This is a genomic window from Sinorhizobium chiapasense (genome assembly GCF_045277575.1).
Classification (GTDB): Bacteria; Pseudomonadota; Alphaproteobacteria; order Rhizobiales; family Rhizobiaceae; genus Ensifer; species Ensifer chiapasense_A.
The window spans coordinates 2,076,122-2,091,644 of sequence record NZ_CP144205.1; the positions used below are offsets into that span (position 1 = coordinate 2,076,122).

Below are 15,523 nucleotides of genomic sequence, written 5' to 3' on the forward strand. Positions count from 1 at the left end.
ATTGGGAGTGTGGCGGCCAAGGACAAGCGCAAGCGGCTCATGTCACCCTTGCAAAAAATCAAGAACGACCGCGATCAGGACCGTTTCGCGAAGGTGATCTTCTCCGCCACGTCCACCAGCACGATCTCATCGTTGGCGAGGGTGAAGCCCTTTGCCATGCCTCACTCCGCATAATCGACCGGCACCGCCGTGCCGCTCTTCAGGATTTCCATCGAGATCGAGGCAGAAACGTCGAAGAGCTCCACCTTGCGCACGATCTGCTTGTAGACCACGTCGTAGTGCTCGACGCGCGGCAGCACGACCTTGACGATATAGTCATAATTCCCCGTCAGCCGATGCACCTCGACGATCTCGGGGATATCGCTGATCGCCCGCCGGAAGGTCTCAATCCACTCGTCCGAATGGTGCGCCGTCTTGATCAGCGCGAAGACGGTCGTCGGCACGCCCATGCGTTCGCGGTCGAGCACGACGATGCGCCTGCTGATATAGCCCGCCTCCTCCAGCCGCTGGATGCGGCGCGAACAGGCCGACAACGAGAGGTTCACCCGCTCCGCCAATTCGCCAACGGCAACGCTTGCATCCTGCTGCAGCAGCCCAAGCAGCTTCCTGTCCCTCTCGTCAAGCACGCCGATCCCTCCACCCACAGCCAACCGTTGCGCCATATCTTTGCACATCTGCGATCTCTTGCGCAAATATCTCGCGCAAAGGCGCATTTTCCCTTCCAACAAAGCGAACCGTTCCAACGTGTTTCGCCGCATAGTTTTCTCCATCGAACAACGGCTGCGCTGGGCGCGGCAACAGCGGGCAGAGAGGAATGGTTATGCGCAAGATCGGTCTCATCGGCGGCATGAGCTTCGAAAGCTCGGCGGTCTACTATCGGATGGTCAACGAAGCCGTGCGCGAGCGTCTGGGCGCGCTGCATTCGGCCGAGGTGCTGCTGCATTCCGTCGACTTCCAGTCGATCGTCGACCTGCAGAAGGCCGGCCGCTGGGACGATGCCGCCAGCCGGCTTGCCGGTGTCGCCCGCGGCCTGGAGGCGGCCGGTGCAGACTGCGTGCTGATCTGCACCAACACCATGCACCTGATCGCAGACGCCGTGCAGACCGCCGTCGATATTCCGCTGATCAACATCATCGACGAGACCGCCGCACGTCTCAAGGCAGCCGGCAGCCGCAGGCCGCTGCTGCTCGCCACCCGCTACACCATGGAGCACGGCTTCTATGCCGAGCGCATGAAGAGCCACGGCATCGACATCATGGTGCCGGATGCGGACGGCCGCACGCTGACCCACAATGTCATTTTCGACGAGCTTTGTGCCGGAAAGGTCCTGCGCTCTTCCCGCAGGGCGTTGATCGACCTGATCGACAAGGCCGAGGCGGAAGGCGCCGACGCCGTCATCCTCGGCTGCACCGAGATCTGCCTGACGCTTGACCCAAGAGCCCTGCCGCTGCCGGGCTTCGATTCCACCGCGATCCACGCGGAGGCCGCCGTGGAGTTTGCGCTTGAGGGCGCGTCGCTGGCACGCGCCGCCTGAGCGGAAGCGAGAAGCGGATGCAAGCGGGGGCGGGGCAATTCGCCCGCCCTCAAATGCGACCGGCTACTCGCCTCGTGGAAGCGGCTGCAGGAAAATGCGCTCATAGCTGATGAACGGCAGGTCATTTCCATAACGCGCGTTGGCCGCAATGCCATCCGGATCTTCGGCAACCTCTCGGCGATAGCTAAGATAGGTAGCCTCATCCGGAAACGTGAACAGCGCGACGGCGATATCGCCGGCACCCTCTTCACCCACACCCGGAAAGCTTGTGCCGACGCCCTCGGGCTTTTCGCGCGGGATGAAATAGCCGTGATGCGTTCCGCCGTAACGCTCGATGAGCCTGACCCAGATTTCTGCGTAGCCGCTGAAGTCGGCCATTCGGCCTTGCTCGATCCGGTAGCGGATTTCACAGGTGACGGGACCGTCCGGCATCAGGCTTCATCTCCCTTGTATCCGGGTCTCGGTCCGCGAAGGCCGATGCAATTGCCCCAGGGGTCGCGCACCTGGCACATCCAGAGCCCCTCCTGTATCGCCATTGGCCCACGATAGAGCGAGGCGCCGAGCGCTTCGAAATGCTTGAGAGCCCGGTCGAAATCATCGACCGCCCAATAGACGACGGAGCCTGCGGCACCGCTCGCCACCTTCTCATCCGCCTGCACGATTTCGAGATCCACTGTCCCGACCTGGAGATAGGCGAAGTCGAATTCTTCAAGCCACCGTCGCTCGGCTTTGGGGAAAGCACGCTGGTACCAGGCGAGCCCCGCTTCCGTGTCTGGAACATGCACCAGAATGGCCGCCACGCTATCGGTCATCGCAATTTCTCCATTCGCCGTCCGGTCCTCTCGTTTCGTCGACTGCCTCAAGCGGAAATCGCGTCCGAGGCCGGTTGGAGTAGGCGGTGCGCAGGGGCGCCCACCGCCCGCCAGTCGCATTCGCCAAGCCCGGCCGGCGCGAACGGGTCGATCAGCGTGCCCGAGACGATCGAAGCCAGCAGCGCCTGCATCGGCGGCGTGCGCGCGATCGTGGCGACCAGCCGGTCGCGCAGCCAGGCGAGAAGGGTCGAGTCCGACTGGTAGAACGGCGTGAAGGCCAGCGAGAGAAGCTGGAACAGGGCGACGTGATTGCGGCGCGCGGCCGCATAGGCAGCAAGGGCCGTGTCGAGGTCCGACGCGCGGTCGAGCGCATGCGCCAGCGCCGCCACGTCGAGAAGCGCCATGTTGGCCCCCTGCCCGAGTTGCGGGCTGGTCGAATGAGCGCTGTCGCCGACGAAGGCGACACGGCCGGAAACGGGCGGGCGCATGGTGCGATGGGCATAACGCGCCAGCGTCAATTGCTCCCAGTCGGCGATCTGATCGAGCAAGGGGCCACAATCCGGCCAGTAGTCGAGGATACGCGTCTTCCAGCGGCCGAGCCCGGCCTCCCGCACCCGGTCCGCATCTGCCACCTTGAGACTCCAGAAGAAGGCGACGCGCTCCATCTCGCCGACCCGCGCCCTGCCCGCCGGCAATAGGCCGATCATCACCCGCGCCTGGTCGTAGCGCTGCACCAAGGCGTGAGGATCATGGACAAGTCCGTCGCTGTCGAGCGTCGCCCAGAAGGCACCGTAGGTCAGTTCGCGCACCTTGGGCGCCACGGCGGAGCCGGTCGAAAGCGTCGAGCGCGCGCCGCTCGCATCGATCACCAGATCGTAGGCGCCCGCTTCTCGCCCTTCGGCATCGAGAAGAACAGCCTTGTTGCCCTGCATCCGGACATCGGTGAGCGTGATCCCGGTGCGAACCGGCAAGCCGGCCGTGACCACGGCGTCATGAAGCGTATTAAACAGCGCCGCCCGCTGCACCGCCAGACCGAAGCGGCCACCGGCAAGCGCATCGTAACGCACGTCGAGCACCGTCCGACCGGACTTCGCGTCGGCGCCGTAAAGCCGGTCGATCCGGCTGCCGAGGACAAGCATCGGCTGCAACAGGCCGAGCGCATTCAGCACCGTCAGCCCGGTCGGCTGCAGCATCAGGCCGGAACCGACCGGCGAGGCTTCGCCGAAACGCTCGAGGATTTCCACCCGATGACCGCGCCGTGACAGCATCAGTGCCGCCGCAAGCCCCGCCGGGCCGGCGCCCGCAATGCCGATATCAAGTGTCTTCATGATTCCCCAGGGGTGACGCAGGTGATTGGCGAAACTATAGGGAAAATCAAGGCGCTAGGGCAAGATTGCACGGCGAGACACGACGTCGCGCGTCGTGCCTCGCCACCGCCCCTCATCCGGCCAGCCGGCCACCTTCTCCCCGCAGGCGGGGCGAAGGAGACTCGCGGCACCCGCTCGCTTCACGTCCCCATCTTCAATCGCAGCGCTCTCTGATCGCAGGTTCCGGTTGGCAACGCCGCCACCGCCCCTCATCCGGCCTGCCGGCCACCTTCTCCCCGCAGGCGGGGCGAAGGAGACTCGCGGCACCCGCTCGCTTCACGTCCCCATCTTCAATTGCAGCGCTCTCTCACGGCAGGTTCCGATTGGCAACGCCGCCTTCGTCCTCGTCCCCTCTCCCCGCCTGCGGGGAGAGGGTTAGAGTGAGGGGCAAACTTCACGAACGATCGCCGGAACAAAGAAGCGTGTCGGGCGCACAAGCGAACCGTTCGCCCGCGGTGTCCGCCCCCCCCGGAGAACTTCACCCCTCCGCGTCATAAACCTCGCGTGCCGCCCGAATGGCCCCGTGGTTCTCCACCGACCAGTTGACGAAATGCTTGAGCAGGCCGAGCAGCGAACGGCCGAGGTCGGTCAGCGCATATTCCACGCTCGGCGGCTGGGTCGGATAGACGGTGCGATGGATATAGCCGTCGCGCTGCAGGTCGCGCAGCGTCTGGGTCAGCATGCGCTGGGAGATGTCGGGGATCAGCCGGCGGAGTTGCGAGAAGCGCAAGGGACCGTCCGCCAGCGACAGGATCATCAGCGAATTCCACTTGCCGCCGATATTGTCCATGACATCGCGCACCGGGCAGTTTTCGACATCCATCGGAACGCCGCAGACCATTGCCACGCGCTTGCCCTTCACTTCGCCGGTCAGCCTGTTCATAGGCGGTACCCTTCCTGTTACCACAGCAGAAAAAACTGCCTCCTTTACAGCTCTACCGAGATTACGGGATAAGAGCAAGTCTCAAAAAGAGACCATGTGCCGGCGCTTCCTCCCAGGCGGCCGGCATCAACGGCGAGCGAGGAAAGTGCGGGCGATCGCCCGCTCCCATCCCGGCTCAGGTTTAGAGGAAAAGGAAAAGACATGTCCGAAACATTGCTCGTCACCGGCGCAACCGGCCAACTCGGCAGGCTCGTGCTCGACCAGCTTCTCGGCTCCGGCGTCGAGCCGGCCCGCATCATCGCCACCAGCCGCGACACGGCGAAGCTTGCCGATTATGCCGCCAAGGGCGTCAAGACCCGCGCCGCTGACTTCGACGACCCCGCCTCGCTCGAGAGCGCATTTGTCGGCGCCGACCGGATCCTGATCATCTCGACCGACGCATTGGACCAGCCGGGCAAGCGCCTGAAGCAGCATCTCGCGGCCGTCGCCGCCGCCAAGAAGGCCGGCGCCAAGCACATCCTCTACACCTCGATGCCCAGCCCCGAGACGTCGGTCATCCCCTTCGCGCCCGATCATCTCGGCACCGAAAACGCCATCAAGGCGACCGGCATCCCCTACACCATCCTGCGCAACGGCTGGTACATGGAGAACCTGTTCATGGCGCTGCCGCATGCGCTCGAAACCGGCCAATGGTATTCCTCGTCCGGCGAAGGCCGCCTCGCCCACATCGCCCGCGCCGACGCCGCCAAGGCCGCCGCTGCAGCGCTTGCCTCAAGCACGAACGAGAGCCGCACCTATACACTGACCGGCGGCGAGCAGCGCTCGACCGACGAGATCGCCGCCCTCGTCGCCAAGGCGACCGGCAAGCCGCTCGATGTCGTGCATATCTCGGACGAAGCGCTGGCGGGTGGCCTGAAGGGCGCAGGCCTCCCGGACTTCCTCATCCCGATCGTCGTTTCCTTCGATGCCAACACCCGCGAGGGCCACATCAACATGGTCACGAACGATGTGACGTCGCTGACGGGTGCGACACCGGTGAAGCTCGGCGCCTTCCTGGAAGCGAGCAAGGCGCAACTTGCCGGCTGAGAAACCGCTTGAAAGGAAGGGAGCCGGCGGCATGCCGGCTCTCGGCCCGTCCCATTCCCATTACCGCTTGAGTATTTACCTGACGGCCTCCACCGGCGAGGCATCCGCCCGTACCGCGATCTCCGAAACAACGAGCGCGCTGATGCCGGCGATGAAGAACCCGGCGGACAGATTGAGCGTCGTGCCATCGTAAAAGGCGCCCATTGCTATCGCGAACAGGGTGGCGATCAGGCTCGATCCGGAGGCGATCAACGAGGCACCGAGACCCGCAACCTGACCCAGCGAGCGCATGGCCATGGCATTCAGGTTGCCGAAAAGCACCCCAATCGCGAAGAAGGCGGCAAAGCCGAGCGCCATCAGCACCGTCAGCGGCGGCCGGCCGGCCCAAGAGGCCGATACCACCAGCATGGCAAGCCCTGCCGCCGCCAATCCCAGGAAGCCATAACGCGCCATCACCTCCGAACCGAAGCGTTGCACCAGCTTCGCATTGAGGAACGAGGCAAGCCCGATGCCTGCGGCGAGCAGGGCAAAATAAAGGGGAAAGGTCTGTCCGATCCTGTAGGCGTCGAAGAAGAGGTCTGCCGCCGTGCTGAGATAAAGGAGCTGCGCGCCGAAGACGAGCCCGGTCGCCAGGATCAGAAGCGTCACGCGCCGGTTTGAGAGGATGCGTCGCCCGTTTGATATGAGCAGCCGCGGGCGAAAGGGGATGCGCTTCTCTCTCGCCAATGTTTCCGGCTGCCGCATCACCAGCCACAATCCGAGAAGGCCCGCCGCCGCGAGGTAGACCGCAAAGACACAGCGCCAGCCACCGACGGCGATGATCCCTTGCGCCAGCGTCGGGGCCAGCATCGGCACGAGAATGAAGAGCGTGAACATGAAGGACATGACGCGGGCCATGGCGTCGCCTTCGAACTGGTCGCGGATCATCGCCCGCGTCGCGATCTTCGGCCCGGAGACGCCGGCGCCCTGAAGGAAGCGGCCGAGGATCACCATTTCGAGCGAGCCCGCCGCCAAGGCGATGACCGTCCCGACCGCATAGACGCCAAGCCCCAGAACAAGCGCCCTCTTCCGCCCCATTGCATCGGAAAGCGGCCCGAGCAGCAGCTCTCCAAACGCCATGCCGAGAATGAAGAGGGAGATGACGTGCTGGGTGGAAAGTGGCGGCCGGACGGCGAGATCGGCCCCGATCTGGCGCAGGCCCGGCAGGAGCGCATCGATGCTGATCGAGGTCAGCGACGTCAGCAGCGCATAGAGAACGATGCGCTCACGAAAACTGGTGGGGAATGTCATTGGCCGTATACAAGTCGAAGGGATGGGCGCTACCGATAGCAGTCTTGCCGCAAGTCTGCACGCGCCAGTCGCAAGAGCACGCGCAAAACTCTGGTTTCTGCAGAAGATATTTGTGACCGCTGTTGACGACGACGAGAGCTTTCATGGCCTCGCTCGGGGGCGCGAGGCACGCCGCGCTGAGGGCGCAGATGTCGCCTCAGACCTCCTGCCCGCAGGCGCGGCGGAAGCGGCGTACCGTTTCGGCCATGCCGTATTCCAGTGCGTCCGCCGTCAGCCCGTGGCCGATCGAAACCTCGGCAAGATTGGGGATGTGCCGGGCGAGCAGCGGCAGGTTGGCGACCGTCAGGTCGTGGCCGGCATTGACATCGAGCCCAAGGCTTGCAGCGATCGCAGCCGTGCGGCCGAGTTCACCGGCGATCTTCTCGGCCTTGGCCGGATCGTCATAGCAGCCGCCATAGGGACCGGTGTAGAGTTCGATACGGTCGGCGCCGGTCTCCTTGGCGATCCGCAGCGCCTCTTGATCTTCGTCGCCGTCGGCAAACAGCGAAACGCGAAAACCCTTCTTCTTCAACCGGCCGACGACATTGCCGAGCAGATTGTGGTTCTTGCGGAAATCCCAGCCGTGGTCGGAGGTCGCCTGCGCCGGATCGTCGGGCACCAGCGTCACCTGCTCCGGCCGATGCGTCTCCACGAGACCGAGGAACTCCTCGTTCGGATAGCCTTCCATGTTGAATTCCGTCTCCGGAAACGCCTCGTCGATCAGGTCGCGGATCGGCTGCAGATCGGTGAAGCGGATGTGGCGCTGGTCGGGACGCGGATGCACGGTGAGACCGGCAGCCCCCGCTTCGAGCGCGATTCGGCCAAGCGCGGTGACGGAGGGCCAGGGCAGATCGCGCCGGTTGCGGAGCATTGCGACGGCATTCAGATTCACGGACAGTTTTGCAGGCATGTCTGAACTTTCCAGAAAGCGGACCCTGGCGGGCCCGGACGCAGGCAATGTAGTTGCAATGTTCTACTGCATAATTGCCGAAACCAGAAACGGTTTGAGGTCCGATTATGCAGCAATTCCAAGGAGGTTGCGCGCGGAGCGATGCGACGATTGCGCGCGGTTCGTTTGCCCGCCTTGTCTTGACCAAGTCTTGACAATCAACGCCTCTAATATGCGAAAAGGCTCAATGACGAACGGCGAAAATGGCCGGCTGGGCTTCCGCTACCACCTACCACAGGGAGAACCGGCGCAATTAGTGCGTTTATTTCAGAAAAAACTCAAACCTGCCGCCTGCTGCCCCTGACAACCACTTTTTTTGGGCTTAACTTTCCGAATCAGATCGAATGGCCCCGCCCGCGCCTCGATCGCATTTCATAGATCCTTATTCATATGACACTGGAGCAAGAACGGATGACGACGGTCGAAAGACCCTGCGACGAGACGATTCGACGGGCCCTCCGTCGTATCCTCGAAAGCAAGGCTTTCGCGCGTTCAGAGCGCCTCAGGGCCTTCCTCGCCTATGTGGTCGAGAAGGAGATGGCCGGTGAAGGCCATCAGCTCAAGGGCTATTCGATCGCGATCGACGTCTTCGGCCGGCCCCAGGCTTTCAACGCCGACAGCGACCCGCTCGTGCGCGTGCACGCCGGCAAATTGCGCAAGCTGCTCAAGGCATTCTACGAAGGCGATGGTGCCGACGACGAATGGCGGATCGCCATTCCCAAGGGAACCTATGTTCCGGAGTACCAGCGCATCCGCAAGGCGGAAGAGCATCAGGCAGAAGCTTCGCCCCGCCAGCCGAAGCTGACGAAGCGACGCTTTGCCGGACATCGGCCCGCCTGGCCGCCGGCACCCTTCTCGTCGCCGCTCTCGGTGCTGACCGTGCTGCCGCTGCTTCTCTTCGCGCCGATGCCCTCGCAGGAAATGACGCTGGACATCGACGCGCAGGCCAAGCTCTTCAACGCGCGCCACGCGACCGAACGGGTGCTGCCCTCCGTGCAGGTGAAGGTGACCGGCGCGGACAACGGGGACGCCAAGGCCTTCGCCACCGCGCTCCGCCTTGCGGCCCAGCGCCACAAGACGCTGGCCCGCGCCACCGATGGCGACACCGGCCGCCCCGTTTCGCGCAATTCCGCCCTGTCCTTCACCGTGCAGGTGGCCTGGTACGACGCGCCGGCGCAGGGCATCCGCGTCACCCTCTCCCATGATGGAGAGAATATACCCCTGCGCCAGGACTTCATCACCTGGAAGCGGCTCAAGTCCGAGCCGGACCTGCTTTACGAGAGCATGTCGCTGGCCTCGGAACTGTTTTCGCTCGACGGCGAGATCTACGAGCACGCCCGCCAGGAGCAGATCGAAAGCCCGCTCATGGGCTGCATGGCCGCCACCCAGCGCTATCGCAGGCATCTGACCCGGGGCGCCTTCGAGGAAGCCTGGTCCTGCCAGCAGAAGCTGTCGCCGCTGCGCGGCGACGAACCGCTATTCATCCTCAGCGCCAACAGCCCGCTCAAGGTCATCGGTCACTGACCGCACCCCGGCGTGCGGCACGCCCTCGACGCGCGCAAATGTCACTGTAACATGTTGAATTGCTGCATGTTTCCCGAGATCGGCGGAGACGGGAGCAAACATGCAGTCGCGACGGCACTACCATTTGGCGAAACGATCGTCAGTCTACAATATTAATGACTGGTCATATATTCGATTCGCGTATAACGTTGCACGCATGCGTTGGGAATGGATGCCTGGTTGCTCGTCAGGCAAGCATCGAAGTCCTGAGTAAACCGCGTCGTCCACGCGGGATGCCCCAGCCGAGCAGCAGGCATTGTCGTTGTCGGTCAACGAGTGCCTCAGCACGCGGACGTGCTCCGCACATTTGAGAGACCCGGTGATCGCCGCCGCTTCCGGACGCGGACTGTGTGCCCCTGGGTCAACCTCGATCCAGGTCACCCATGCGGAAAATCAAACGTTACAGCGACAACGCGCCGGATAGGCGCGGCCTGTAAACCGGGGACAATCGATATGCCGCGAGACCACTGGAAATACGAAGGCATGCTCGCCGCGCCCGACCGCGGCGGCTTCCTGCCCAACCTTCCCCTTCCCCATCACGACCCGACGGCCCCGCTGGCGATCGCCGACATGGCCGATGCCTTCGGCGTCACCCACCGCACCCTGCATTTCTACGAGGAGAAGGGTCTGCTGACCGCCGCCCGCATGGGGCCGATGCGGGTTTACAACGAAGAACACATCCGCCGCATGGCCGTCATCAACGCCTGTCGCGAGATCGACATGCCGATCGCCACCATCCTGGAGCTCCTGACCGGCCTTGCCGGCACCGAAGAACAGGCCGACGCCGACCACCTGTTTCGCGAGGCGCTGTTGGCGCGGCGGCGGGAACTTGCCGCCCAGCAGGCGAACCTGCGCCGCCAGATGCAGCGCATCACCGAATTGCTCGAAAGCAGCGATGGCAGCGGTACCGCGAGCGACCATGAGAACCATGTCCATCTTTCCCCGATCGAAAGCGAATGCCTGACCTTCATGGCCGAAGGCTATCCGGCCTCGCGCATCGCCGGCCTGATGGAGATGGATGTCGCGGCGGCGCTGACCCTCGAGGCCGGCATCATTCGCAAGTTCGGCGCCAACAACCGCTTCCAGGCGATCGCCAAGGCCGTTATCGCCGGTATGATCTCGGCGGAATGACCGAGCCGCGCCCGCGGCGCCATCACCTTCGCCCATGCGCCTCACCGGCGTAACCGAGTGTCGCCGTGCCCGGAATGAAGGAGGACCCAAACCTGCCGGCGGCCGGTCGCGGAGCCCGACTGCGCGCAATTCTCCCCGGTTGACCGATAATGTGATGTCTTCAACGCCACGCTCATGTTACGAGGCGCTGAAACGACTGAGGTGAGATGCCCCGATGCTTCCCTGGATCCAGCTAGATCGCGCAACCATTCCCGGAGACGGCGACGAGTTGCGCCTGAAGCAGCGCGGCCAGGAGTTTTCCATCATGCTCGGTTCGACCGAGCTGATGAACAGCCGCCTGAGTGGTTCGGAAGAGGCGCTGGCAACGCTCGCCTATGAGCGGATCGCCGGTGGCAAGAACCTGAGCATGCTGATCGGCGGCCTCGGCATGGGGTTTACCTTGCGCGCCGCCCTCGGCGTGCTGCCGGACGATGCCCGCGTCACCGTCGCCGAACTGGTGCCGGCCGTCGTCGACTGGGCGCGTGGTCCCATGGCCGAACTTCACAAGGGCACGCTCGACGATCCCCGCGTTACGATCCATATCGGCGATGTCGGCGCCCTGATCCGCTCGAAGAAGGCCGCCTACGACACCATCCTGCTCGATGTCGACAACGGCCCGGACGGATTGACCCGCCCCTCCAACGACAGCCTCTACAGCCATACCGGCCTTCGCGCTGCCCAGGCAGCACTTCGGCCTGGTGGCGTGCTCGCCGTCTGGTCGTCCGCGCCCGACAGCGCCTTCACCCGCCGTCTGCGCGAGGTGGGTTTCGCCACCGACGAGGTGAATGTGCGCGCCAATGGCAAGCGCGGCGGTGCCCGCCACGTGTTGTGGATGGCGACCAAAAAGTAGCGGTCCCTTCTGGCTCCTTCTCTAATCGGCGCGCCTAGGTCAAGCTCTTCTCGCTCGTCGCCGGCAATAGACCCGAAGAAGACATTGCCGGTCGTGAAATTAGAGCAAATGCTGTTGGAGGAAATGCCTCGCTTTTATGAAACTCCATGTTTGGGGCCTGTTTGTTAGCGAGCCATTCTCGCCGAGGACATCACTGATCGGATAGGCAAGGAGCTGAGACGCTTCATTCCGGTCCCGTGCGCTTCCTGCTCCAGTCAGGATACTAGCCGCAGCGGATTTGCTGGACATCAGAAGAAACAACTCCGGATGGCAAAAGACCGGATCGTAAGCAAGGCCGACTGCGAACGACCTGGATCGGTTTATGTCAGATACGGCGATTTCTTCTTCAATCTCGCGCGCGGCCTCATTGAAAAGGTCAACAGGGCCATCGCTGGCAGCAGGTTCCGCGTAGCCCCCGATGAGGTAAAGGCCTCCAGGGTTCTGATCAGCCGCCAAACTTCTCACTGTGACAATCACTTGGTCGTCTGCAGTGAGCACAATAGCCGTCAGTCCAAGCGGATCGGCGCGCTCCGCATCCGTGTGCTCGACGATAAATTCGGGGTGGCGCGTTACCAAATAAGCGGAAAATGAGGTGCGATTTGCAGAAACGATTAGCCGTCCATCTTCAAGTTGATGAGATGCCATCCGCAATAAAGCGCCATCGAAGGCTGAAGGCCGCTTGGCACGGACAACATCCCAATTCGATTTTCGAGCCGCTTCCACTGCTGTAGGCAGCCGAAACTCTCCTGATAGACTGCAGTGTATTCGATCCACGGAAATGCTGAACGATTGATCTTCAAACAAATGTTCACTCCTAACCCGTGTTCGGCTCCATAGGCTGCGAGACAGGAGAGTAGAGAAATTTGAAAGGGCCGCAATGACTGCTCTTGGCGCATCGCAGTCGAAATCGCGTCCGCTATGCTGACAAAAGGCCTCTCACATCAAACACCAGCTTGACCAGCGATTGGCCACGCCGCCGGTCTTTTGACGCAGGATGGATCAGCAGGTTGGCGCCACCATCTCGCGGGACCAGCTCGATGATACGGTCGCCCGCCTCGCGCAACTTCTGAAACCGAAGTGCTTCTCATAGGAGCCAGTCACTTCCACGTCGTGCTCATAAAGGATGACCCTGCTGATCGGCAACGTCGCCCCTCCCCATCGGTCGCCCGCCTCGATCAGCGAGATCGGTCAGCGAACGATGGTCAGCCGCTCCGCCGCGCGGGTAATGGCGGTATAGAGCCAGCGCTCGCGGGTGTCGCGGAAGGCCCAGCTTTCGTCGAACAGCACGACGTTGTTCCACTGCGAGCCCTGCGCCTTGTGCACCGTCAGCGCATAGCCGTAGTCGAACTCGTCGTAGCGTTTGCGCGTTTGCCAGGGGATCTCGCCCTCGACATCCTCGAAGGCGGCCTTCAGCAGCTTGATCTTGGCAGCACCCCGATCCATGTCGTCGTCTTCCGGCCGGATCATCAGGTTGATGCCGGGCTTTACCGTCTCCTTCGACGAACTCATCACCTGCCACAGCGAGCCGTTGAGCAGGCCCTTGGCCGGGTCGTTCCTGAGGCAGACCAGCTTGTCGCCGGACTGTGGATAGTCGCTGGTGAAGCCCTTGAGCTCGCGCAGGCGCTGGTTGTAGCGCCGGCGGGTCCTGTTGGTGCCGACAAGCACCTGGTCCGCTTCCAGCACCAGTTCCTGGTTCACCTGCCCGCGGCCGATCACCTGCGTGGTGCCGTAGTCGCCATGCATGATCTCGTTGCCTTCGCGCACCTGCATGGCGAGCTGGATGATCGGGTTGTCACGCGCCTGGCGGTGGATATCCGTCAGCAGATAGTCCGGCTCCTGGTTGGTGAAGTACCCCCCACCCGAAACCGGCGGCAACTGGCCCGGATCGCCGAGCACCAGGATCGGCGTGCCGAAGCTCATCAGGTCCTTGCCGAGCGCCTCGTCGACCATCGAGCATTCGTCGACGATGATCAGCGCGGCCTTCGCGACCGGGCTCTGGCGGTTGATCGCAAACATCGGGGCGATCGAGGTCTTGCCGGTTTCCTCGTCGGAAACCTCCTCCTCGCCGCGCGGACGATAGATCAGCGAGTGGATCGTCTTGGCGTTGCTGGCGCCCTTGGAGCGCAGCACCTGCGCGGCCTTGCCGGTAAAGGCGGCAAACAGCACCTCGCCGTCGACATGCTCGGCGAAATAGCGCGCAAGCGTCGTCTTGCCGGTGCCGGCATAGCCGAACAGCCGGAAGAGCGGCGAGCGGCCCTCTTTCAGCCACTGCGAAACGGCCTTGAGGGCCTCGTCCTGTTGCGGTGCGAACTGCATGGGGCTGAGTGTCAGGATTCGGACGCCACAAGCAAGCCCGGATTTATGGGCCGCGCGGCCGCTGTGACGGCAGTTTGGAAAGCGTCCCTCGAAAACCCAAGAAATTACCGCACAAAATCAATGTCTTTTCGCCTGACCGCGCCCTTCCGGCCGCTCGGACCAGAGATGCTTTGTTCACGTTTTTTTCTCGTAACCGGTCTTCATCACATAGGCCGCGGCAGCACTCGGCCCATTTCAGGCTGCCGGTCGCTGTGGCACTTTCTTGCCGTGCCCCTTGAATGCAACGCCGCATTGTTGCTAACGAGCGGGACGTTGATGGCGCCACGATCGCGCTGGCGGCTGTCATCGCACGAAGCCCGTTAAGGCCGGCCATCGCTCCCGCCTTTTGCGGGGCCATGCCGGAGAATGCCCGTGACGACCGACAAGCCCAAAGCCGCGTCCTCTTCGGAAAAGGTCGGCATCGGACGGCTGCCGCCGTGGCTGCAATGGTGCCTGCTTGCGGCCCTCTCCCTCGTCTTTGCTGTCTGTTTCGAATACATCGGCATACCCGCCGGACTGCTGATGGGACCGATGCTCGCGGCGGTGCTCATCGGCCTGAACGGCGGCACGATCCGCCTGCCGCGCCAGCTCTTCTTCTGCGTGCAGTTCATCCTGGCGATGATGATCGCCGGCGCCATGACGCCGGGCATGCTCGCAACCTTCTCCGGCAACTGGCCGCTGTTTCTCGCCGTCATCCTCTCGGTCATCGCCGTCAGCACGCTCTGCGGCTGGGTGATCACCCGTATGCGCATCCTGCCGGGCACGACGGCGATCTGGGGCTCGTCGGCCGGTGCCGCCTCGACGATGCTTTTGATGGCCGACGCCTACGGTGCGGACGCCCGGCTGGTCGCCTTCATGCAATATCTGCGCGTGATCTTCGTCGCCAGCACCGCGACCTTGGTGGCGCATATGTGGGTCACCGGCGCGGAAGCCGATGAGGCCACTCATTGGTTCGCACCGGTCGCCGGCCTCCCCTTCCTCGAGACCATCGCCGTCGGGCTCGGTGCTGCCCTTGCCGGCCGCTTTCTGCGCGTGCCGGCGGGCGCCTTCCTGCTGCCCTTCCTCCTCGGCGCCGTGCTGAACGTCACCGGCGTCATGACCACCGTGCTGCCGCAGTGGCTGCTGGGGCTCTGCTATGCCCTGCTCGGCTGGAACATCGGGCTCGGTTTCACCCGCCAGATCCTCATCCACGCGCGCCGCGCCCTGGTGCCGACCGTCCTCTCGATCATCGTGCTGATCTCCTTCTCGGGCCTGCTCGCGGTGCTCCTGATCAAGGTCGTCGGCATCGATCCCCTCACCGCCTATCTCGCCACCAGCCCCGGCGGGCTCGACTCGATCGCCGTCATCGCCGCCTCCAGCAATGTCGATCTTTCCTTCGTGATGGCGCTGCAGACCGCCCGCCTGCTGATCATCACCATGATCGGCCCGGCACTCGCCCGCTTCGTCGCCGACCGGGCTTGAGATGGGTAGCTCTGGCATTGGTACTCGGATGCTGTCGACCAAAGACATGCAGTAGCGGCGAAAAGGCGGGGCCGAAACTGCCACCAGTTTTCCGGGAATAAATTCACCGCGCACCGTGTCTCACG

Annotated in this window: 15 protein-coding genes; 6 read left to right on the forward strand and 9 right to left on the reverse strand. The window is 63.4% G+C overall.

All coding sequences use genetic code 11. The features are described 5' to 3' along the window. Positions 1–161 precede the first annotated feature (161 nt). The gene (locus tag QM996_RS10160) at positions 162–626 is read right to left on the reverse strand and encodes an Lrp/AsnC family transcriptional regulator (protein ID WP_483504176.1); all 465 of its coding nucleotides are present in this window, start codon (positions 624–626) and stop codon (positions 162–164) included. Between the two features lie 188 nt (positions 627–814). On the opposite strand from QM996_RS10160, the gene QM996_RS10165 reads away from it, so the two are divergent. Beyond that, positions 815–1,534, forward strand: a complete 720-nt coding sequence (locus tag QM996_RS10165; protein ID WP_500267369.1) for an aspartate/glutamate racemase family protein — start codon at positions 815–817, stop codon at positions 1,532–1,534. Between the two features lie 63 nt (positions 1,535–1,597). Here QM996_RS10165 and QM996_RS10170 read toward each other — a convergent pair whose 3' ends face one another. The 4 genes from QM996_RS10170 to QM996_RS10185 form a co-directional block, all read right to left on the reverse strand. Further along, positions 1,598–1,966, reverse strand: a complete 369-nt coding sequence (locus tag QM996_RS10170) for an NIPSNAP family protein (RefSeq protein WP_500267370.1) — start codon at positions 1,964–1,966, stop codon at positions 1,598–1,600. Next, positions 1,966–2,346 (reverse strand): VOC family protein, encoded by a 381-nt coding sequence (locus tag QM996_RS10175; RefSeq protein ID WP_500267371.1) that lies wholly within the window; start codon positions 2,344–2,346, stop codon positions 1,966–1,968. Before QM996_RS10175 ends, QM996_RS10170 begins: the two co-directional genes overlap by 1 nt. A gap of 47 nt (positions 2,347–2,393) precedes the next feature. Then, a complete protein-coding gene (locus tag QM996_RS10180) occupies positions 2,394–3,674 on the reverse strand; it encodes an FAD-dependent oxidoreductase (RefSeq protein ID WP_500267372.1) in 1,281 nt (426 codons plus the stop codon). Between the two features lie 517 nt (positions 3,675–4,191). Then, positions 4,192–4,596 (reverse strand): winged helix-turn-helix transcriptional regulator, encoded by a 405-nt coding sequence (locus QM996_RS10185; protein ID WP_500267373.1) that lies wholly within the window; start codon positions 4,594–4,596, stop codon positions 4,192–4,194. Between the two features lie 201 nt (positions 4,597–4,797). On the opposite strand from QM996_RS10185, the gene QM996_RS10190 reads away from it, so the two are divergent. Continuing rightward, entirely contained in the window at positions 4,798–5,682 is an 885-nt protein-coding gene (locus tag QM996_RS10190; protein ID WP_500267374.1) for a Rossmann-fold NAD(P)-binding domain-containing protein, read from the forward strand. Between the two features lie 75 nt (positions 5,683–5,757). Here QM996_RS10190 and QM996_RS10195 read toward each other — a convergent pair whose 3' ends face one another. Together QM996_RS10195 and QM996_RS10200 are read right to left on the reverse strand one after the other, a co-directional pair. Next, positions 5,758–6,972 (reverse strand): multidrug effflux MFS transporter, encoded by a 1,215-nt coding sequence (locus tag QM996_RS10195; RefSeq protein WP_500267375.1) that lies wholly within the window; start codon positions 6,970–6,972, stop codon positions 5,758–5,760. Between the two features lie 196 nt (positions 6,973–7,168). After that, positions 7,169–7,921, reverse strand: coding sequence for a pyridoxine 5'-phosphate synthase (locus QM996_RS10200; protein WP_500267376.1), 753 nt, complete (start codon positions 7,919–7,921; stop codon positions 7,169–7,171). Between the two features lie 450 nt (positions 7,922–8,371). Here QM996_RS10200 and QM996_RS10205 point away from each other — a divergent pair, with 450 nt between their 5' ends. From QM996_RS10205 to QM996_RS10215, 3 genes are all read left to right on the forward strand, one after another. After that, the gene (locus QM996_RS10205; RefSeq protein WP_500267377.1) at positions 8,372–9,484 is read left to right on the forward strand and encodes a hypothetical protein; all 1,113 of its coding nucleotides are present in this window, start codon (positions 8,372–8,374) and stop codon (positions 9,482–9,484) included. 492 nt (positions 9,485–9,976) lie between these two features. After that, on the forward strand, positions 9,977–10,654 hold the full coding sequence (locus QM996_RS10210; protein ID WP_500267378.1) for a MerR family transcriptional regulator: 678 nt from the start codon (positions 9,977–9,979) through the stop codon (positions 10,652–10,654). A gap of 214 nt (positions 10,655–10,868) precedes the next feature. Then, complete coding sequence (locus tag QM996_RS10215) at positions 10,869–11,543, forward strand: spermidine synthase family protein (RefSeq protein ID WP_500267379.1); 675 nt, start codon at positions 10,869–10,871, stop codon at positions 11,541–11,543. Positions 11,544–11,642: 99 nt separating this feature from the next. Here QM996_RS10215 and QM996_RS10220 read toward each other — a convergent pair whose 3' ends face one another. Both QM996_RS10220 and QM996_RS10225 read right to left on the reverse strand, forming a co-directional pair. Beyond that, positions 11,643–12,386, reverse strand: a complete 744-nt coding sequence (locus tag QM996_RS10220) for an NUDIX hydrolase (RefSeq protein ID WP_500267380.1) — start codon at positions 12,384–12,386, stop codon at positions 11,643–11,645. Between the two features lie 384 nt (positions 12,387–12,770). After that, on the reverse strand, positions 12,771–13,898 hold the full coding sequence (locus QM996_RS10225) for an ATP-dependent DNA helicase (protein WP_173517113.1): 1,128 nt from the start codon (positions 13,896–13,898) through the stop codon (positions 12,771–12,773). A gap of 405 nt (positions 13,899–14,303) precedes the next feature. Here QM996_RS10225 and QM996_RS10230 point away from each other — a divergent pair, with 405 nt between their 5' ends. Beyond that, a complete protein-coding gene (locus tag QM996_RS10230) occupies positions 14,304–15,398 on the forward strand; it encodes an AbrB family transcriptional regulator (protein WP_500267381.1) in 1,095 nt (364 codons plus the stop codon). Positions 15,399–15,523: the final 125 nt, after the last annotated feature.